This window comes from Bradyrhizobium sp. WSM471, from assembly GCF_000244915.1.
Taxonomy (GTDB): Bacteria; Pseudomonadota; Alphaproteobacteria; order Rhizobiales; family Xanthobacteraceae; genus Bradyrhizobium.
This window is the reverse complement of record NZ_CM001442.1, coordinates 7214768-7232836: the sequence shown is the minus strand read 5'-3', so window position 1 is coordinate 7232836 and position 18069 is coordinate 7214768. Positions and strand designations below refer to the sequence as shown.

Genomic DNA, 18069 nt, shown 5'->3' with positions numbered 1-18069 from the left:
ATCGCAACTATTTCCAAGCCTAGATTTGGGCTCAGTTCACATTGGGGGCATGCAAGGGAACGCAAGCCAGGGACCAAGCCATGACGAACCAGCATTTCGCCCTGTTCGATAGCAAGATCGGCCTGTGCGCCATTGCTTGGGGTCCGCGCGGCATCAACGGCACGCAACTGCCGATGGGCGGTGAGCAGAAGATCCGCACCCGCATCAGCCAGCGCCATGCCGACGCCAGCGAAGCCGAGCCGACCGCCGACGTGCAGCAGGCGATCGACCGCATCACAAAACTGCTCGCGGGCGAGCCGGATGACCTCACCGACATCCCGCTCGATCTCGATGGCGTGCCCGACTTCAACCGCGGCGTCTACGCGATCGCCCGCACCATTCCGCCGGGCAAGACCGTCACCTATGGCGATATTGCCAAGCAACTCGGCGGTGTCGAACTGTCGCGCGACGTCGGCCAGGCGCTCGGCCGCAACCCGTGCCCGATCGTCGTGCCCTGCCACCGCGTGCTGGCGGCCGGCAACAAGCCCGGCGGCTTCTCCGCGAATGGCGGCGTGGTGACGAAACTGAAGATGCTGGAGATCGAAGGCGCGCTGGTGAACCACACGCCGAGCTTGTTCGATTGAGGCGATCAGGCGGCTGGCTAGATTTTCGCCGCCGCCTTCGGCCAATATTTGTCGCGCAAATGCCGCTTCACCAGCTTGCCGGTGGGGGTGCGCGGCAGCTCGGCTTCGAAATCGATCGAGCGTGGGCATTTGATCGTCGAGAGGCGGCTCTTGCAGTAGGCGATCAGGTCGGCCTCGAGCTCCCTGCCGGCGCGCTGGGGATCATGCGGCTGCACCACCGCCTTGACCTCTTCGCCCATCTCCTCGTTCGGCACACCGAACACGGCAACGTCGGCGACCTCGGGGTGGGTGATGAGCACGTCCTCGGTCTCCTGCGGGTAGATGTTCACGCCGCCCGAGATGATCATGTAGGACTTGCGGTCGGTGAGAAAGAGAAAGCCGTCTCTGTCGAGATAGCCGACGTCGCCGAGCGTCGACCAGCCTTTTGCGTTGTAGGCCTTCTTCGTCTTCTCGGGATCGTTGTGATAGGTGAAAACCGGCGCATCGGCGAAATAGACCGTGCCGATCTCGCCCGTCGGCAGCTCCTCGTCGTTTTCGTCCAGAATCTTGATCTTGCCCACCACGGCGCGGCCGACGCTGCCGCGGTGCTCCAGCCATTCTCTCGAGTTGCAGACAGTGACACCGTTGCCTTCGGAGCCAGCGTAATACTCGATCAGGATCGGCCCCCACCATTCGATCATCTTGGCCTTGACGTCGATCGGGCAGGGCGCGGCGGCGTGGATCGCGCCCTTCAGCGTCGAGACGTCGTAGCGGTTGCGGACCTCGTCCGGCAGCTTCAGCATGCGCACGAACATGGTCGGCACGAGCTGCGCGTGGGTCACCTTGTATTTTTCAACCAGCCTCAGGAAATCTTCGGCGTCAAAGTGCTCCATGATGATGGAAGTGCCGCCGAGCAGGATGGCCATCATGTTGAAGCGCAAGGGAGCGGCGTGATAGAGTGGTGCCGGTGAGAGATAAATAGTCTCGGCGTTCATGCCGCACATGCCGGCGCAGAGGACGCGCAGAAACGCGTTCGGCTCGTCAATCGGCTTGCCCTCGAACGACTTCTTGATGCCCTTGGGTCGGCCGGTGGTGCCGGACGAATACAGCATGTCGTAGCCGGCGACCTCGTCGGCGATCGGGGTTGTCGGCTGCGCGGCCGCTTCCTTGTCATAGGAGCGGAAGCCGGCTTGCGGCTCGTCCATCATGTAGAAGACCGGCTCGCCGGGCGCACCCTTGATCAGGGCCTTGATCTGGTCGGCGCATTTCGGTGTCGTAATCACGACCTTGGCGCCGCAATCGGCGATGATGTAGTCGATCTCGTCCTGCTTCAAATAGCGGCTGATCGCGGTGTAGTAGAGCCCGCTGCGTTGCGCCGCCCAGCAGATCTCCATGAAGGCGAGCCGGTTCTCCATCAGCAGCGCGATGTGGTCGCCGGCCTTCAGCCCGAGCGAGCGGAACAGGTGCGCGCCCTGGTTCGAGAGCTCCTCGAGCTCGCGATAGGTGATCGCCTTGCCGGTCCCGGCCATCTGATAGGCGATCTTGTCGGGTGTGGCGCGGGCGTGGATGGAGGGGTGGGTCATGGTCGAAATCTCTCAACAAGAAAGGTGTCATCCCGGCCTTCGCCGGGACTACACCTTTAATGCGGCAGCAGCTTACAGCCGCTCCACGATCGTCACGTTCGCCATGCCGCCACCCTCGCACATGGTCTGCAAGCCGTAACGCTTGCCGCGCTGATGCAGGGCATGCACCAGGGTCGTCATCAGCTTGGTGCCGGAGCCGCCGAGCGGATGGCCGAGCGCGATGGCGCCGCCATTGACGTTGAGACGCTCGGGATCGGCGCCGGTGGTCTTGAGCCAGGCGGTCGGCACCGAGGCAAAGGCCTCGTTGACCTCGAACAGGTCGATGTCGTCGATCCCCATGCCCGCCTTCTCCAGCGCGCGTTTGGTGGCGTGCAGCGGTGCATCGAGCATGATCACGGGATCGCCGCCCATCATGGTCATGTGATGAATGCGCGCCAGCGGCTTCACGCCGAGCTGCTTCAGGCCCCGCTCGTTCACCACCATTAGGCCGGAGGCGCCGTCGCAGATCTGGCTGGCGCTGGCCGCGGAGAGCTTGCCGTTCTCCGCGATCAGCTTGACGCCCTTGATGCCGTCGAGCGTGGCGTCGAAACGGATGCCCTCGTCGATATGGTGGGTGTCGTTGGAGCCGTCGGCGCGGGTGATCTCGAGCGGCACGATCTCCTTCTTGAAGTGGCCGGCCTGCGTCGCCGCGATCGCGCGCTGATGGCTGTTGTAGGAGTACTCGTCGAGCTCATCCTTGGAGAGGCCGTACTTCTCGGCCATCATCTCCGCGCCGGTGAACTGGCTGAACACGATGTTCGGATAACGCTGCTCGATGCCCGGGCTCTTGTAGTTGCCAAAGCCGTTCTTGGCGGGAAGCTGCGACGACAGGCCCATAGGGACGCGCGTCATCGATTCCACGCCGGCCGCGATCACCACGTCCATCGCGCCGGACATCACGGCCTGCGCTGCGAAGTGCAGCGCCTGCTGCGAGGAGCCGCACTGGCGGTCGATCGAGGTGCCCGGCACGCTCTCCGGCAGCTTCGAGGCCATGATCGCATTGCGCGCGACGTTGTTGGACTGCTCGCCGACCTGCATGACGCAGCCCATGATCACATCCTCGACCAAAGCGGGATCGACCTTGGTGCGATCGACCAACTCGTCCAGCACCTTCGCAGCGAGATCGGCCGGATGCCATCCGGCGAGGCGGCCCCCCTTGCGCCCACCGGCGGTACGCGCAGCGGCGACGATATAAGCCTCGGCCATCTCGGTTTCTCCCTGGATTATTCTGAATGGTTGGTTGTCGGGGTGGATTTAAGGGGTGATCGGTTGTTTAGTCAATCGATCAATTAACTCTTGTGGGGAGGCGCTGCTTGGGCTTATCTGCGGCCGCTCTCGCGCCAAAATCAGGGATCTCCGTGACGACCAGCGTACCGAACAGGCTCCCCAGCGGAAAGAATTCCACGGCAGAGAAATTGCTCGTGGCCGCGAGCGAGCTGATGATCGAACGCTCCTCGATCGAGATTTCGCTGAGCGACATCGCCCAGAAGTCCGGCGCCAACGCCGCGCTGGTCAAATATCACTTCGGCAACAAGGACGGCCTGCTGTTGGCGCTGCTCGAGCGCGACGCGGGGACGGAATTGTCCAATCTCGAATATCTGCTGGCGCAGCCGATCACGCCGACCGCGAAGCTGAAGCTGCATATCGGCGGCATCATCCGCGCCTATCACCGGTTTCCCTATATGAACCGGCTGATCCACTATCTGCTGCACGAGAGCGTCGCGGGCTCCGCGGACGAAGTCTCGAAATTCTTCGTCGCGCCGCTGCTGGATTTCCATCGCCGCCTGCTCGCCGAAGGCGTCAGTCAGGGCGAATTCCGCGCCACCGATCCGGTGCTGTTCTACACCAGCCTGATCGGCGCCTGCGATCACTTGTTCTTCGGCCGGCACGCGATGTCGCGCGCGACGGGCGTCGGCCCGGTCACCGACGACGTCTGCCGACAATACATCAAGCACATGGAAACGCTGATCTGCGGCGGCATTCTCACGAATATCGAGGAAGCTGCCGCGGCCGGATGACCGGCCAGAACGCAGAAGTCTAGAGAAGAAACGTCCCAGGAAAAGGTAGAGGAAAGGTAGCTTACGATGCAGTTGAAAGACGTTGCCGTTCTCATCACCGGCGGTGGTTCGGGCCTTGGTGCCGCGACCGCCCGCGCCATGGCCGCCAAGGGCGCCAAGATCGGCGTGATCGATCAGAGCAAGGAAAACGCCGAGAAGGTTGCCGCCGAAGTGAAGGGCATCGCGCTTCACGCCGATGTCACCAGCGAGGAGCAGATCAAGGCGGCGATCGCCAAGGCGGAAGCCGCGCACGGCGTCGCGCGCGTGCTGATGAACTGCGCCGGCATCGGCGGCTCGCAGCGCATCGTCGGCCGCGACGGCGTCTACCCGCTGGAAAAGTTCGCGCGCATCATCAACGTCAATTTGATCGGCACCTTCAACTGCCTGCGGCTTTTCGCCGAGCGTCTCGTCACGATCGAGCCGGTCGGTGAAGAACGCGGCGTCATCGTCAACACGGCGTCGGTCGCGGCTTACGAAGGCCAGATCGGCCAGATCGCTTATGCAGCGTCGAAGGGCGGCGTCGTCGGTCTCACGCTGCCGGCCGCGCGCGACCTCGCGAGCCAGAAGATCCGCGTCAACACCATCGCGCCCGGCCTGTTCCTGACGCCGCTGCTGATGGGTCTGAACGAAGAGGCCCGCAAGAGCTTAGGGGCCCAGGTGCCGCATCCCGCGCGCCTTGGCGATGCCAATGAATACGGCTCGCTGGCCGTGCATATCGTCGAGAACCCGATGCTCAACGGCGAAACCATCCGCCTCGACGGCGCGATCCGCATGGCGCCGCGGTAGCTCTTCCTCCCTTCTCCCCTTGTGGGAGAAGGTGGCGCGCGTAGCGCAACGGATGAGGGGTTCTCTCCACGATCTCACCCGGAGACAGACCCCTCACCCAAGCGACTTCCGGGCTCACAGCGTACATGCCCTCTCCCACAAGGGGAGAGGGCGCAGCAATCGGCACCGCCAATGGCGGCAAGCACGAGGCGCCTCATGTCCCAACCGCTGCTGATCGAGCACAACGACGGCGTCGACACGGTGACGCTCAATCGTCCCGAACACCTCAACGCGCTCGATCCTGCGCTGATCGACGCGCTCAACGTCTACTTCCAGGGCCTCCAGCGCAACCGCGACACGCGCGTCGTGGTGCTGAAGGGCGCCGGCAAGAATTTTTGCGCGGGTCTCGATCTCAAGGCGGCGATGCAACGTCGTGCCGGGCAGCAGGAGCCGCCTGGTGTCACCGAGTCGCTGGATTCGCAGCGGCGCATCGCCGACATCGTGATGCTGATGCGCCGATGTCCGCAGCCGATCCTCGCACTGGTACAGGGCGCGGCGGCCGGCGGCGGCTTTGCGCTGGCGCTCGCCTCCGATATCCGCGTCGCGACGCGATCGGCGCGGATGAACTGCGCCTTCATCAAGCTCGGCCTTGGCGGCTGCGACATCGGCACCAGCTATTTCCTGCCACGCCTGGTCGGTGTCTCCATCGCCTCGGAGCTGATCCTCACAGGACGCTTCATCGGCGCCGAGCGGGCGCTCGCGGTCGGGCTGGTCTCCGAGGTCGTTGACGAGGACAAGCTCGATGACGCCGCCGAACCCTATGTCGACGCGATGATCACGGCCTCGCCCGTGGGTCTGCGCCTGTCCAAGGAATGTCTCAACATGAGCGTCGATGCCGGATCGCTGGAAGCCGTGATCGCGATGGAGGATCGCAACCAGGTCCTGTGCAGCCGCTCCGAGGAATTTTCGGAAGGCATCAGGGCCTTCCTTGAGAAGCGAAAGCCTGTCTATATCAGGCGCTGACAATGAAGATCCGTAAAGGACAAGAAATTCCGGGAGACGCACAATGAGTGGAAGCGCGGCGGCGGTGATGACGAAGCCCGCCTTTCGCAAGGTCGAGTGGCTGGCGCGCGACATCGATGTCGAGCGCCGCGACGACGGCACGGTGGTGCTGAAGTCGCGCATCCCGCTGCAGACCTACGAGAAGCATATCCCGGCTTCACTGGCGAAATGGGCGAGGGAAGCGCCCGAGCGGATCTGGCTTGCCCAGCGCGGCGGCCCTAACCGCGAATGGCGTAAGGTGTCCTATGGGGAGGCCAAGCGCACCGTGGATGCGCTGACGCAAGGCCTGCTCAATCTTGCGCTCGACGGCCGCCCGGTCACGATCCTCTCCGGCAATTCGATCGAGCACGCGCTGATGACGCAGGCGGCGATGCAGGCGCGCGTCCCGGCCGCGCCGGTCTCGCCGGCCTACTCCTTGATGAGCCATGATCACGTCAAGCTGAAATATTTGTTCGACCTGATCAAACCCGGCGTGGTGATGGTGCAGGACGGCCCGACCTTCGAGAAGGCACTGAAAGCGCTCGATCTCACCGGCGTCACCGTCGTTCATGTCCTACGGCCCTGCGAGGGCATCGAGAGCGTCAGCTTCGCCGAGCTCGCGGCGACAGCCGTGACTGCCGATGTCGAAGCGTCGATCGCGAAGATCACGCCTGAGACCGTCGGCAAACTGCTGTTCACGTCAGGCTCGACCGGCATGCCCAAGGCCGTCATCAACACGCAAGTGATGATGTGCGCCAATGCGGCGATGATGATGCAGGTGCGGCCGCGCGATCCCAGCGGTCCGATCTCGACCATGCTGGACTGGATGCCCTGGAACCACACCATGGGCGGCAACGCGGCGTTCCACCCGATCCTGGTCGACGGCGGCACGCTCTATATCGATGACGGCCGGCCGATGCCGGGCCAATTCGAGGAAACTCTCCGGAATCTGCGCGAGATCTCGCCGACCTATTACGCCAATGTGCCCGCCGGCTATGCCGCGCTCGCCGCCGCCATGGAGAAGGACGACGCGCTGTGCCGATCCTTCTTCAAAAACCTCTCGATCATGGCCTATGGCGGCGCGCGATTGCCTGACGATCTCTTCGATCGCATGCAGGCCCTCGCTGTGAAGACCACCGGCGAGCGCATCGTGTTCTACACCGGCTGGGGCTCGACCGAGACAGCGCCGACCTCGACCGGCACCTATTGGGACACCGAGCGCGTCGGCCTGATCGGCCTGCCGTTCCCCGGGGTCGAACTGAAGATGGTGCCGTGCGGCTCGAAATACGAGCTGCGTCTGCGCGGCGTCAACGTCACCCCGGGCTATTTCGGCCAGCCTGACCTGACGAAGAAGATGTTCGACGAGGAAGGTTTTTATTGCATCGGTGACGCCGGCGTCTTCGTCGACGACACCGATCCGGTGAAGGGCATCATCTTTGCCGGGCGCGTGGTGGAAGATTTCAAGCTGACCACCGGCACCTTCGTCCATGTCGGCTCGCTGCGTACAGATGCGATCGCCGCCGCGACGCCCGTCGTGCATGATGCGCTGGTCGCGGGGCAGGATCGCGCTTTCATCGGCCTGCTGGCCTGGCCGAACCTGCATGCCTGCCGCCAGCTCGTCGGCAGGCCCGACCTCAGCTTTGAGGACGCCGTGAAGCATCCCGAGGTGATCGCTTGCTTCAGGCGCGGGCTGGAGGCTCACAACAAGGAGTGCGAGGGCGCCAGCAGCCGCATCATCGCGCGCGCCATGCTGATGGCGGAACCGCCCTCGATCGACGGCAACGAACTCACCGACAAGGGCTACATCAACCAGCGCGCCGGCCTGGAGCGCCGGGCCGCCCTGGTGGAGCGGCTTTATGCGGACAAGCCCGACCAGGACGTCATCATTCTCAAGTAATCGACATCATCAACACGGATACGCGCCATGAACTTCGATTTCTCCGACGACCAGAAGCAGCTCCGCGACCAGGCGCGCAAATTCCTCGCCGAGAAGTGCCCACCCAAGGCGGTGCGCGCAGTTCTCGACGGCAAGGCGCCGTACGACAAGGAGCTGTGGAAAGGCCTCGCCGAGATGGGTTTTCTCGGTGTCGCAATCCCGGAGGACTTTGGCGGCGCGGGCGCGGGTCATCTCGAACTTTGCGTGATCGCTGAAGAGATGGGCCGGGCGAACGCACCGGTGCCGTTTTCCTCCACCGTCTATCTCGCTGCCGAAGCGCTGCTGATCGCGGGCAGCGACGCGCAGAAGAAGAAATGGCTGCCGGCGATTGCCTCGGGCGAGGCGATCGGTACGCTGGCGCTGTTCGAGGGCAAGGGCAATCCGTCACCGAAGAACGTCAAGCTGACGGCTGCGAATGGCGTGCTCAACGGGGTCAAGAAGCCGGTCGCCGATGGCGCGATCGCCGACTTCGCGGTAGTCGCGGCACGCACGGGATCGGGCGGACGCGACGGCGACATCTCCTTGTTCATTGTCGACCTCAAGGACGGCGGCGTCGAGGTGAGAAGCCTGACCAATCTCGATCCCACCCGCGGGCAGGCCGAGATCACTTTCAGGGATTGCAAGGCCGAGCCGCTGGGCGCGGCCGGCGAGGGCTGGAGCATCTTGACTCAAGTGCTCGATCGCGCCGCGGTGCTGTGCGCGTTCGAGCAGGTGGGCGGCTCCGACCGCGCGCTGGAGATGGGCCGCGACTACGCGCTCGACCGCATTGCTTTTGGCCGACAGATCGGCTCGTTCCAGGCCGTCAAGCACATGCTGGCGGACATGTACGTGTCGGCGACGCTGGCACGTTCCAACAGCTATTACGGCGCTTGGGCACTCTCGACCAATGCATCCGAATTGCCGGAAGCGGCTGCAGCCGCGCGCATCAGCGCGACGAAGGCGTTCCAGCACTGCGCCAAGAACAACATCCAGGTTCACGGCGGCATGGGTTTCACCTGGGAGTTCGACTGCCACATGTACTATCGCCGCGCCAACGCCATGGCGCTCGGGCTCGGCAGCCTCTCCTATTGGGAAGACCAGTTGATCGACCGCATGCGCAAGAAGAACGCGGCGTGACGTTATCGTCATTCCGGGGCGCCGCAACGCGGCGAACCCGGAATCTCGAAATGAGTCGATAACCTCTGGATTCCGGGTTCGATGCTTCGCATCGCCCCGGAATGACGGAAGAAGAGAGACACCATGAACTTCGACGACACCCCGCAGGAAGCCGAATTCCGCGCCACTGCTCGCGCCTGGATCGCGGCCAATGCACCCAAGCAGTACGAGGAGGAGCTTCGAAAGTCCTCGCTCGGCCGCACGCAATTGAAGAACGCCAACATTCTGGAAGTGGCAAAGGCCTGGCAAAAGAAGAAAGCCGATGCGGGGTGGGCCTGTCTGCACTGGCCGAAGGAGTATGGTGGCCGCGGCTCGTCGCCGATCGAACGTGTGATCTGGCAGCAGGAAGAGGGGCCATTCGGCCAGCTATCCCGCATGTTCATCATCGGCCACGGCATGTGCGGGCCGACCATGATGGCGTTCGCGCGCGAGGAGCATAAGCGTGCCTATCTGCCACCACTCGCCTCCGGCGAAAAGGTCTGGTGCCAGCTGTTCTCCGAACCGGCCGGCGGCTCCGACGTTGCGGGCCTGCGCACGCGCGCCGAGAAGGACGGCGACGAATGGGTGATCAACGGCCAGAAAATCTGGACGTCGGGCGCGCACTATTCCGACCACGGCATTTTGCTCACCCGCACCGATCCGACCGTGCCCAAGCACAAGGGCCTTACCATGTTCTTCCTGGACATGAAGAGCCCCGGCGTCGAGGTGCGGCCGATCAAGCAGGCGAGCGGCGCTTCCGATTTCAACGAGGTCTATTTCACCAACGTTCGCATTCCCGATCATCAACGCCTCGGCGAGGTCGGTGATGGCTGGAACGTCTCGCTGACCACGCTGATGAACGAGCGCAGCGCGATCGGCGCGGCCGTCTCGACCGGCTTCCCCGAGCTGTTCGAATATTGCTCGAGCCTGATGCTGGACGACGGCCCGGCAATCGAGGATCGCGCGGTGCGCGCGAAGCTGGCGAACTGGGCCGCGAAGGCGAGCGGGCTGAAATACACCAGCATGCGCGCGATCTCCGCGCTGTCGAAGGGCGAGCGGCCGGGACCGGAAAACTCCATTGGCAAGCTGGTCGCGGGCTCCATGATCCAGGATGTCGCGACCTATGCGCTGGATCTGCAAGGCGCCGCCGGTGTGATCAGCGGTCCCGAAGATTCCGAACTCGCCGGCCGTTTCCAGGCGATGCTGCTGCGCGCGCCGGGTACCCGCGTCGAAGGCGGCACCGACGAGATCATGCGCAACATCATTGCCGAGCGAGTGTTGGGCCTGCCGGGCGACATCCGGGTCGACAAGGACGTGCCGTTCAACAAGATCCCGACCAAGGGAAGAGGCTGATGATCCTCATCCTGAGGAGCCGCGGAACGCGGCGTCTCGAAGGATGCAGGCCCGATTGGGGCCTCGTGGTTCGAGACGGCGCTGCGCGCCTCCTCACCATGAGGGACTAAGACAGAGCAAGAACGAAGAGGTTCGCCATGAATTTCGACGACACCCCGCAGGAAGCCGCATTCCGCGAGACCGCGCGCAAATGGGTCGAGGCCAACGCGCCGAAGGAATTTTTGGCCGAGCTGTCAAAATCCTCGCTCGGTCGCATCCGCTTGGCCAACCACGACATCGTCGATGTCGGCAAGGCCTGGCAGAAGAAGAAGGCCGAAGGCAATTGGGCCTGCCTGCATTGGCCCAAGGAATATGGCGGTCGGGGTGCGACGCCGATCGAGCGGGTGATCTGGCAGCAGGAGGAAGGCGTCTATGGCAAGCTGACGCAGCCGTTCCAGATCGGCGAGGGCATGTGCGGGCCAACCGTGATGGCTTTTGGCAGCGAGGACGCCAAGCGGCGCCATTTGCCGAGGCTGGCCGCGGGCGAGGAGATCTGGTGCCAGCTGTTCTCCGAGCCGTCGGCGGGCTCCGACGTCGCGGGCTTGCGCACACGCGCGGAGAAGAAGGGCGACAATTGGGTCGTCAACGGTCAGAAGATCTGGACCTCCGGTGCGCACTATTCCGACTACGGACTTTTGATCGCGCGCACCGATCCCAATGTGCCCAAGCACAAGGGGCTCACCATGTTCTTCCTGGACATGAAGAGCCCCGGCGTCGAGGTGCGCCCGATCAAGCAGGCCAACGGCATGCAGGAGTTCAACGAGGTCTATTTCACCGACGTCGTCATTCCGGACAGCCAGCGCCTCGGCGCCATCGGCGAGGGCTGGAGCGTGTCGCTGACCACGTTGATGAACGAGCGGATGTCGATCGGCTCGCGACTTGCGACCGGCGTCCCCGAGATGTTCGAGTTCTGCTCCAATCTGATGCTGGAGGATGGCCTCGCCATCGACGATCCCGCCGTGCGCTCAAAACTCGCGAGCTGGGCGGTGAAGTCGAGCGGGCTGAAATACACCAGCTACCGCGCGATCTCGGCGCTGTCCAAGGGCGAGCGGCCGGGGCCGGAGAATTCGATCGGCAAGCTCGTCTCCGGCATGATGCTGCAGGACATCGCAACCTACGCCATGGACCTCCAGGGCGCGGCCGGCGTTCTCACCGGCACGGACGAGCAGACCGTGCAGGGCCAGTTCCAGCAGATGCTGCTGTCCTCGCCCTCGATGCGCATCGCGGGCGGCACCGACGAGATCTTGCGCAACATCATCGCCGAGCGCGTGCTGGGATTGCCGGGCGACATCCGCGTGGACAAGGACGTGCCGTATAACAAGATCCCGACCAAGGGACGATGATATCTCGTGTCCCGGACGCGCGAAGCGCGAGCCGGGACCCAGGAGCCATAATAGACAGGCCACAATGGGCCCCGCCTCAGCGCCGCATCACTTCGTGCTGCGTCGCGTCCGGGGCACGAAAGCGAGCTTAAGCAATGGACGCTGCAGTCAATCAGAATAACCGCATCGGCGTACTCGAAGAGCTGCTTAACGAGCGCTACTCGGTCCGTGCCTTCCTGGCCAAGGAGGTCGATCGCGCGACGATCGAACATTTGCTGACCACCGCGCAACGCACGGCGTCCTGGTGCAACAGCCAGCCCTGGCAAGTCGTCATCGCCAGCGGCGAGGCCAAGGAGCGCTTCCGCAAGCTGATCTACAAGGAGGCTTCGGGCGGTCTCGGGGACGACTATGATTTCCCGCCGCCGCGCGAATATCTCGGCGCGTACCTCGAACGCCGCCGCGAGAGCGGTTTTCAGCTCTACAACACGCTCGGCATCGTGCGCGGAGACAAGGCGGCTTACGCGAAGCAGGCGCTGGAAAACTACAATTTCTTCGGTGCGCCGCATGTGGCCATCATCCACACCGATGAGCCGCTCGGCATTTACGGTGCGATCGATTGCGGCGCCTATGTCTCGAACTTCATGCTGGCCGCCCAGGCGCTCGGGCTCGGCACGATTCCGCAGGCGGCGCTCGCGCGCCACTCCGGCCTGATCCGCCGCCATTTCAACGTGTCTGCTGACCGCCGCATCGTGTGCGGCATCTCGTTCGGCTATGCCGACAACGCCCACAAGGTCAACAGCTACCGCACTTCGCGTGCGAGCGTGGCCGAGACCGTGACCTTCGTGGACGAGTGATCACGCGCGACGTGATCACGTCAGACGTGTGAAGACGGCCGCGGAAGCGGCCGCCTTCTTGCGGTCTCAGTCCGATTGACGCCGGCTTCAGCCGCCGCTGCCGCCGATCACGGCGCGAATGGTCTCGTCGGGCCCGAAATCCTCCGCGCCGTCGACATAGAGCAGCGCCGCGAGCTTGGAGCGCGCGCGGTTGACGCGGCTCTTGATCGTGCCGACTGCGCAGCCGCAGATCGAAGCCGCATCCTCATAGGAGAAGCCGGAGGCGCCGACGAGGATCAGCGCTTCACGCTGGTCCTGCGGAAGCTTGTCGAGCGCCGTGCGGAATTCCTCGAACTCGAGATGGGCGTTCTGCGAGGGCTGCGTCTTCAGCGTCTTGGCATAGTTGCCTTCGGCATCCTCGACTTCCCGCCGCCGCTTGCGATAATCGGAGCGGAACAGGTTGCGCAGGATCGTGAACAGCCATGCAGGCAGATTGGAGCCGGGCTGGAACGAGTCGATGTTGGCGAGCGCGCGCAACAGCGTCTCCTGGACCAGATCGTCGGCGCGATCGGCATTGCCGCTGAGCGAGATGGCGAACGCGCGCAGACTGGGCACGGCCGCCAGGATGTCGTTACGCAGGGAGTCCGTGAGAGGCATCAATCCCTCCCATTGTTGTCGTTAGAGCCGCCACCATTTTCCACTTGGGGTACCGCTCCCGGCGCATCAAGTTTCTTGATCAGTTCCGCGAACCGGTCCGGAACCCCCTGCCGCACCACATCGTCATACATGGCGCGCAGCTGGTGCCCGATCCGGGACTGGATCTCCGGAGTGAGCCCTCCCTTTCCGGGGGTCGTGCTTTTGCTGGCTTGAGACTTGAGATCTTTCATGACCTGTTCCACGTTTCCCCGAGTTAAGTAACTGTAAAATCGAGAAGTTCTCTCAACCGGGAGCCGTTCCCTGGATAGGCTCAATGCGAGCTGCGAGAAAAAGTTCCGCCCCGATGCGGAACTTTTCTTGGTCTGAGGCGTAATCAGCCCAGCAGGGGAACCCGGGCCCCCCGCCTAACGCCTGCACGTCAAGGTCGGCCCGAAAATGATATGGAGTGGGGATGTCCCGTTCACAGCTTGTTGCTGAACACTTGCCGTTATTGCGCCGGTACGCACGCGCCCTGACGGGCAGCCAGTCCTCCGGTGACGCCTATGTCGCAGCCATGTTGGAAGCCATGCTGGGAGATCCGTCGGTGCTCGACGAGAGCCACGGGCCGCGCGCCGGCCTGTTCCGGCTGTTCACCCAGATCTGGAATTCCGTTTCCGTCAACGACGATTCGGAGGTGACGAACCTGCCGATGCCGCCGGAGCGACGGCTGTCCAACATCACGCCGTTGCCGCGGCAAGCCTTCCTGCTGCTCTCGCTCGAGGGCTTTTCGGAGGAAGAGGTCGGCTACATTCTCGGCACCGACGTCGGCGAGACGCGCCGGCTCGCGGATGCCGCAGGGCGTGAGATGGCCGCCGAGATCGCCACCGACGTGCTGATCATCGAAGATGAGACCTTCATCGCCATGGATCTCGAGAGCCTGGTGAAGAACCTCGGCCACAATGTCGTCGGCGTCGCCCGCACCCACGCCGATGCGGTCGCCTTGGCCAAGAACAAGCGGCCCGGCCTGATCCTCGCCGACATCCAGCTCGCCGATGGCTCGTCGGGCCTCGACGCCGTCAACGAGTTGCTCCGCACCTTTGAGGTGCCGGTGGTGTTCATCACCGCGTACCCGGAACGCTTCCTCACCGGCGAGCGCCCCGAGCCGGCCTTCCTGATCTCGAAGCCGTTCCAGCCGGCGATGGTGTCGGCGGTGGCGAGCCAGGCGCTGTTCTTCCAACGCAACTCCCGCAACCGCGCACCGAAGGTGCCGGCGGCGTAAGGGAAGCGCCTGCGCCCGGCATTTGACGAAATCCGATCCGGCGTGCCGCAAGGTGCGCCGGATTTTCGTTGATCCGGTTGCCGCGCTTGACGGCCATCGAATTCGCCGCTCATACCTCGTGCAGCGGCTGCGTTGCAGCCGCGGTGCCATCGGAGACGCATTCATGGACCAGCAACTCCTCGACCGCCTCGCTATCCGCGACCTCGTCGAGAACTGGGCGGTGTGGCGGGATGCCGGCGACTGGGAGCGCTTTGCCACCGTCTGGCACGAAGAGGGCTGGATGTCTGCCACCTGGTTTCAGGGGCCGGCGCGGGATTTCATGCGGGTCAGCCAGGAGGGGTTCGCCAAGGGCGTGCGCATCCTGCATTTCCTCGGCGGCACCAGTATCGACCTCGAGGGGACCCGCGCCATCGCGCAGACCAAGATGACCATCTCGCAGCGCGCGCCTGTGCACGACGTGCCCTGCGACGTCGTCTGCACCGGGCGCTTCTACGATTTCCTGGAGAAGCGGCAGGGAAAATGGGGCCTCGTCCGCCGCCAGCCGATCTACGAGAAGGACCGGATCGACCCGGTCGATCCCGCCGCGACACTTCTGCTCGACCAGAAAGCCCTTGCCGCGCTGCCCGAAGGCTACCGCCACCTCGCCTACATGCAGGAGCTGATCGGCTACAAGGTCAAGCGCGACATGCCGGGCCTCACCGGGCCCGAGGTCGAGAAGCTCTACGGGGAGGGGCGGGAGTGGCTCGCGGGGAAAGCGAACTGAACTCGAGACAAAAGTAAGGCGCGACTGGCATCACCACAGTCGCGCCCTACGTCGCCGGCTTATGGGGCAGGGGGGAATAGCCGGCTGTTGAGACGACTCCCGTCCGCAAAAGTCGTTCCAGGCGGTTGCGAATTTTTTTCGCGGGGACCGTGCCCTTTTCGCACACGGTTAAGTGATCTTAACGACTGAGAACTCTGGGTCCTCTCCTCGCGTTGTTCCCGCGATCGCCATGGGGCGAGGGACCGACAGCCATGTCACAGTTTCAAAAGGTATTTCTAGGCGCCGTCGCGATCGCCGCGACGCTTGGTGCCGTCCAGGTCGGCGCCGTGCAGCTGGCCTCCGGCCATGATCTGGCCGACCGCTGGCAGGCGGTCGCCGAAAAGCCGGGCCATAACGTCAATCGCTCCAGCAAAACCGACCGGCTCGCCGACATCAAGCAGGCTGAGGTTCCGACCCGTACCGTGTCAATGCGGCTGAACGATCTGGCCGACACGTCGGTGCTGCTGCGGGTCCCCGCGGTGATCGAGACCGGTAACGCCAAGCCGCCGGTGCTGCTCCCGGACCGGAAGCAGAGCCGCAAAAAGCCGACGATCGCCTGCGAGCCGATGGTCAGCTCCCTGACCGAGGTCGCAAAACTGCTCCAGCCCGGCCGCTGTGTGACTTGATCGGCATGTGCCACGGACAGGTCGCCCTTCCGCCTGGAGGGCGATTGCTGACGTCCACTTGATCCCCTGCCCCGTCGCGTTATATCCCGGGTTTCTTCCCCTTCGATTGACCGGGTAAACGCATGACGACGTCAGACACGGCTGTGCTTACGCAGCCCTTCCAGGCCGAGGTTTCCGAGCTTCTGCACCTGATGGTGCACTCGGTCTATTCCGAGACCGATATCTTCCTGCGCGAGCTCGTCTCCAACGCATCGGACGCCTGCGACAAGCTGCGCTATGAGGCCATCGCGAATCCAGCGCTGCTGGGCGACGGCGACGCGCTCAAGATCCGGATCATTCCGAACAAGACGGCCGGAACGCTTGCGATCGCCGACAACGGCATCGGCATGGAGCGGCAGGAGCTGATCGACCACCTCGGCACCATTGCCCGCTCGGGCACCAAGGCCTTCGTGTCGAAGCTCAAGGAGGCCAAGGATGGTCTCGGCCTGATCGGCCAATTCGGCGTCGGCTTCTATTCCGCCTTCATGGTCGCCGACAAGATCGTCGTGGTGAGCCGCCGCGCCGGCGAGAGCGACGTCTGGACATGGACGTCCTCGGGCGGCTCGGGCTTCGAGATCGCGCGTGCCAGCGAGGAGGATGCAGGCCGCGTGCAGCGCGGCACCGAGATCGTCCTGCATCTCAAGGACGATGCGAAGAAATATCTCGAAGCTTACGAGATCGAGCGCATCGTCGCCGCTTATTCCGACAACATCCTCTTCCCCATCGAGCTCGTGCCGGAAGAGGGCGAGCCGCGTCAGATCAATTCTGCAAGCGCGCTGTGGCAGCGCTCGAAATCCGAGCTCACGCCGGACGACTACAAGAAGGCCTATCAGCAGATCGCCTCCGCCTTCGACGATCCCGCGATGACGCTGCATTATCGCGCGGAGGGGCGTTACTCCTACGCCGTGCTGCTGTTCGCGCCCTCGACCAAGCCGTTCGACCTGTTCGAGCCGAACCGCAAGGGGCGCGTCAAGCTCTACGTCCGCCGCGTGTTCATCACCGACGATGCCGATCTGCTGCCGGGCTACCTCCGCTTCATCCGCGGCGTCGTCGACAGCGAGGATCTCCCGCTCAACATCTCCCGCGAGATGCTTCAGAACAATCCGCAGCTCGCGCAGATCCGCAAGGCCGTGGCGACCCGCGTGCTGTCCGAGCTCGAAAGCCTTGCGGAGAAGGATCCGGAGAACTTCGCGAAGATCTGGGAGGCCTTCGGCGCGGTGCTGAAGGAAGGCATCTACGAGGATTTCGAGCGCCGGGAAAAGCTGCTCGCGCTGTCGCGTTTCACCACGACCTCGGGCGAGAAGCGCTCGCTCAAGGACGTCATCGCCGATTTCAAGCCGAACCAGACCGAGATCTATTATCTCGTCGGCGACAGCATCGACCGGCTGAAGTCGAACCCCCGACTCGAGGCGGCGACTGCGCGCGGCATCGAAGTTCTGCTGCTGTCCGATCCCGTCGACGCCTTCTGGACCTCGATGCCCTCGGAGTTCGACGGCAAGCCGCTGAAGTCGCTGAGCCAGGGCGATCTCAATCTCGACCTGATCCCGCGCGTCGACGAGACCGACGAGGCGAAAAAGGACGAGCCGGCCGCCGACGAGGCCGCCACCATCGCGGTGATCAAGGCCGCGCTGGGCGAGCGCGTCAGCGACGTCAAGGCCTCGACGCGTCTTACCAGCTCCGCGTCCTGCCTCGTCGCCGACAGCCAGGGCCCAAGCCGCGAGCTCGAGCGCATCCTGTCTCAGCAGAACCGTGGCATGCGCACCAAGCCGATCCTCGAGATCAACCTGCGCCATGCGCTGGTGACCGCGATCACGAAGGCTCAGGCCGGCTCCAAGACCGTTGACGATCTCAGCCTGCTGCTGCTCGAACAGGCGCAGATCCTGGACGGCGAGCTGCCGGAAGACCCCGCCGCTTTTGCTGCGCGCCTGAACCGGCTGGTGTTGCAGGGGCTCGGTGGATAGCAGCCCGTAAACGGCGAATCAT

General features: G+C 63.9%; 17 protein-coding genes. 13 read left to right on the top strand and 4 right to left on the bottom strand.

Features of this window, described 5'->3' with window-relative positions; translation table 11 throughout:
- Window positions 1-80: 80 nt before the first annotated feature.
- Window positions 81-623, top strand: coding sequence for a methylated-DNA--[protein]-cysteine S-methyltransferase (locus BRA471DRAFT_RS32975; protein WP_007615257.1), 543 nt, complete (start codon window positions 81-83; stop codon window positions 621-623).
- A gap of 17 nt (window positions 624-640) precedes the next feature.
- Here BRA471DRAFT_RS32975 and BRA471DRAFT_RS32970 read toward each other — a convergent pair whose 3' ends face one another.
- Together BRA471DRAFT_RS32970 and BRA471DRAFT_RS32965 are read right to left on the bottom strand one after the other, a co-directional pair.
- The gene (locus BRA471DRAFT_RS32970; protein ID WP_007615255.1) at window positions 641-2185 is read right to left on the bottom strand and encodes an acyl-CoA synthetase; all 1545 of its coding nucleotides are present in this window, start codon (window positions 2183-2185) and stop codon (window positions 641-643) included.
- Window positions 2186-2257: 72 nt separating this feature from the next.
- Window positions 2258-3430 (bottom strand): acetyl-CoA C-acetyltransferase, encoded by a 1173-nt coding sequence (locus BRA471DRAFT_RS32965; RefSeq protein WP_007615254.1) that lies wholly within the window; start codon window positions 3428-3430, stop codon window positions 2258-2260.
- A 107-nt stretch (window positions 3431-3537) separates the two neighbouring features.
- On the opposite strand from BRA471DRAFT_RS32965, the gene BRA471DRAFT_RS32960 reads away from it, so the two are divergent.
- From BRA471DRAFT_RS32960 to BRA471DRAFT_RS32925, 8 genes are all read left to right on the top strand, one after another.
- The gene (locus BRA471DRAFT_RS32960) at window positions 3538-4242 is read left to right on the top strand and encodes a TetR family transcriptional regulator (RefSeq protein ID WP_007615253.1); all 705 of its coding nucleotides are present in this window, start codon (window positions 3538-3540) and stop codon (window positions 4240-4242) included.
- A gap of 66 nt (window positions 4243-4308) precedes the next feature.
- Window positions 4309-5067, top strand: coding sequence for an SDR family NAD(P)-dependent oxidoreductase (locus BRA471DRAFT_RS32955; protein ID WP_007615252.1), 759 nt, complete (start codon window positions 4309-4311; stop codon window positions 5065-5067).
- A gap of 195 nt (window positions 5068-5262) precedes the next feature.
- Window positions 5263-6069, top strand: a complete 807-nt coding sequence (locus tag BRA471DRAFT_RS32950) for an enoyl-CoA hydratase/isomerase family protein (RefSeq protein WP_007615251.1) — start codon at window positions 5263-5265, stop codon at window positions 6067-6069.
- Window positions 6070-6112: 43 nt separating this feature from the next.
- Window positions 6113-7984: an AMP-binding protein gene (locus BRA471DRAFT_RS32945; RefSeq protein ID WP_007615250.1), complete on the top strand. Its 1872-nt coding sequence runs from the start codon at window positions 6113-6115 to the stop codon at window positions 7982-7984.
- A gap of 27 nt (window positions 7985-8011) precedes the next feature.
- Window positions 8012-9139 carry an acyl-CoA dehydrogenase family protein gene (locus BRA471DRAFT_RS32940; RefSeq protein WP_007615248.1) on the top strand — a complete coding sequence of 376 codons (1128 nt, stop codon included), beginning with the start codon at window positions 8012-8014 and terminating at the stop codon, window positions 9137-9139.
- A 123-nt stretch (window positions 9140-9262) separates the two neighbouring features.
- Window positions 9263-10510 (top strand): acyl-CoA dehydrogenase, encoded by a 1248-nt coding sequence (locus BRA471DRAFT_RS32935; RefSeq protein ID WP_007615247.1) that lies wholly within the window; start codon window positions 9263-9265, stop codon window positions 10508-10510.
- Between the two features lie 137 nt (window positions 10511-10647).
- A complete protein-coding gene (locus BRA471DRAFT_RS32930; RefSeq protein WP_007615245.1) occupies window positions 10648-11892 on the top strand; it encodes an acyl-CoA dehydrogenase in 1245 nt (414 codons plus the stop codon).
- 134 nt (window positions 11893-12026) lie between these two features.
- Window positions 12027-12725 (top strand): nitroreductase, encoded by a 699-nt coding sequence (locus tag BRA471DRAFT_RS32925; RefSeq protein WP_007615243.1) that lies wholly within the window; start codon window positions 12027-12029, stop codon window positions 12723-12725.
- Window positions 12726-12812: 87 nt separating this feature from the next.
- On the opposite strand, the gene BRA471DRAFT_RS32920 is transcribed toward BRA471DRAFT_RS32925, so the two are convergent.
- Both BRA471DRAFT_RS32920 and BRA471DRAFT_RS32915 read right to left on the bottom strand, forming a co-directional pair.
- Complete coding sequence (locus BRA471DRAFT_RS32920; protein ID WP_007597240.1) at window positions 12813-13361, bottom strand: sigma-70 family RNA polymerase sigma factor; 549 nt, start codon at window positions 13359-13361, stop codon at window positions 12813-12815.
- The gene (locus BRA471DRAFT_RS32915; protein ID WP_007615241.1) at window positions 13361-13591 is read right to left on the bottom strand and encodes a NepR family anti-sigma factor; all 231 of its coding nucleotides are present in this window, start codon (window positions 13589-13591) and stop codon (window positions 13361-13363) included. The genes BRA471DRAFT_RS32920 and BRA471DRAFT_RS32915 overlap by 1 nt, the downstream gene beginning before the upstream one ends.
- 221 nt (window positions 13592-13812) lie before the next feature.
- Between BRA471DRAFT_RS32915 and BRA471DRAFT_RS32910 the strand changes: the two genes are divergently transcribed.
- From BRA471DRAFT_RS32910 to htpG, 4 genes are all read left to right on the top strand, one after another.
- Complete coding sequence (locus BRA471DRAFT_RS32910) at window positions 13813-14619, top strand: response regulator (protein ID WP_007597237.1); 807 nt, start codon at window positions 13813-13815, stop codon at window positions 14617-14619.
- Window positions 14620-14782: 163 nt separating this feature from the next.
- Window positions 14783-15382, top strand: coding sequence for a nuclear transport factor 2 family protein (locus BRA471DRAFT_RS32905; RefSeq protein ID WP_007615232.1), 600 nt, complete (start codon window positions 14783-14785; stop codon window positions 15380-15382).
- A 251-nt stretch (window positions 15383-15633) separates the two neighbouring features.
- Window positions 15634-16047, top strand: a complete 414-nt coding sequence (locus BRA471DRAFT_RS32900) for a hypothetical protein (protein WP_007615220.1) — start codon at window positions 15634-15636, stop codon at window positions 16045-16047.
- Between the two features lie 122 nt (window positions 16048-16169).
- The gene (htpG, locus tag BRA471DRAFT_RS32895; RefSeq protein ID WP_007615219.1) at window positions 16170-18047 is read left to right on the top strand and encodes a molecular chaperone HtpG; all 1878 of its coding nucleotides are present in this window, start codon (window positions 16170-16172) and stop codon (window positions 18045-18047) included.
- The last annotated feature ends 22 nt before the right edge of the window (window positions 18048-18069 follow it).

Bases quoted from the DNA above. Each gene is read 5' to 3' on its own strand.
- BRA471DRAFT_RS32930 (WP_007615245.1), top strand. From the start codon at position 10,648: ATGAATTTCGACGACACCCCGCAGGAAGCCGCATTCCGCGAGACCGCG.
- BRA471DRAFT_RS32910 (WP_007597237.1), top strand. From the start codon at position 13,813: ATGTCCCGTTCACAGCTTGTTGCTGAACACTTGCCGTTATTGCGCCGG.
- BRA471DRAFT_RS32975 (WP_007615257.1), top strand. From the start codon at position 81: ATGACGAACCAGCATTTCGCCCTGTTCGATAGCAAGATCGGCCTGTGC.
- BRA471DRAFT_RS32965 (WP_007615254.1), bottom strand. From the start codon at position 3,430: ATGGCCGAGGCTTATATCGTCGCCGCTGCGCGTACCGCCGGTGGGCGC.
- BRA471DRAFT_RS32970 (WP_007615255.1), bottom strand. From the start codon at position 2,185: ATGACCCACCCCTCCATCCACGCCCGCGCCACACCCGACAAGATCGCC.
- htpG (WP_007615219.1), top strand. From the start codon at position 16,170: ATGACGACGTCAGACACGGCTGTGCTTACGCAGCCCTTCCAGGCCGAG.
- BRA471DRAFT_RS32955 (WP_007615252.1), top strand. From the start codon at position 4,309: ATGCAGTTGAAAGACGTTGCCGTTCTCATCACCGGCGGTGGTTCGGGC.
- BRA471DRAFT_RS32915 (WP_007615241.1), bottom strand. From the start codon at position 13,591: ATGAAAGATCTCAAGTCTCAAGCCAGCAAAAGCACGACCCCCGGAAAG.
- BRA471DRAFT_RS32940 (WP_007615248.1), top strand. From the start codon at position 8,012: ATGAACTTCGATTTCTCCGACGACCAGAAGCAGCTCCGCGACCAGGCG.
- BRA471DRAFT_RS32905 (WP_007615232.1), top strand. From the start codon at position 14,783: ATGGACCAGCAACTCCTCGACCGCCTCGCTATCCGCGACCTCGTCGAG.
- BRA471DRAFT_RS32925 (WP_007615243.1), top strand. From the start codon at position 12,027: ATGGACGCTGCAGTCAATCAGAATAACCGCATCGGCGTACTCGAAGAG.
- BRA471DRAFT_RS32920 (WP_007597240.1), bottom strand. From the start codon at position 13,361: ATGCCTCTCACGGACTCCCTGCGTAACGACATCCTGGCGGCCGTGCCC.
- BRA471DRAFT_RS32950 (WP_007615251.1), top strand. From the start codon at position 5,263: ATGTCCCAACCGCTGCTGATCGAGCACAACGACGGCGTCGACACGGTG.
- BRA471DRAFT_RS32945 (WP_007615250.1), top strand. From the start codon at position 6,113: ATGAGTGGAAGCGCGGCGGCGGTGATGACGAAGCCCGCCTTTCGCAAG.
- BRA471DRAFT_RS32900 (WP_007615220.1), top strand. From the start codon at position 15,634: ATGTCACAGTTTCAAAAGGTATTTCTAGGCGCCGTCGCGATCGCCGCG.
- BRA471DRAFT_RS32935 (WP_007615247.1), top strand. From the start codon at position 9,263: ATGAACTTCGACGACACCCCGCAGGAAGCCGAATTCCGCGCCACTGCT.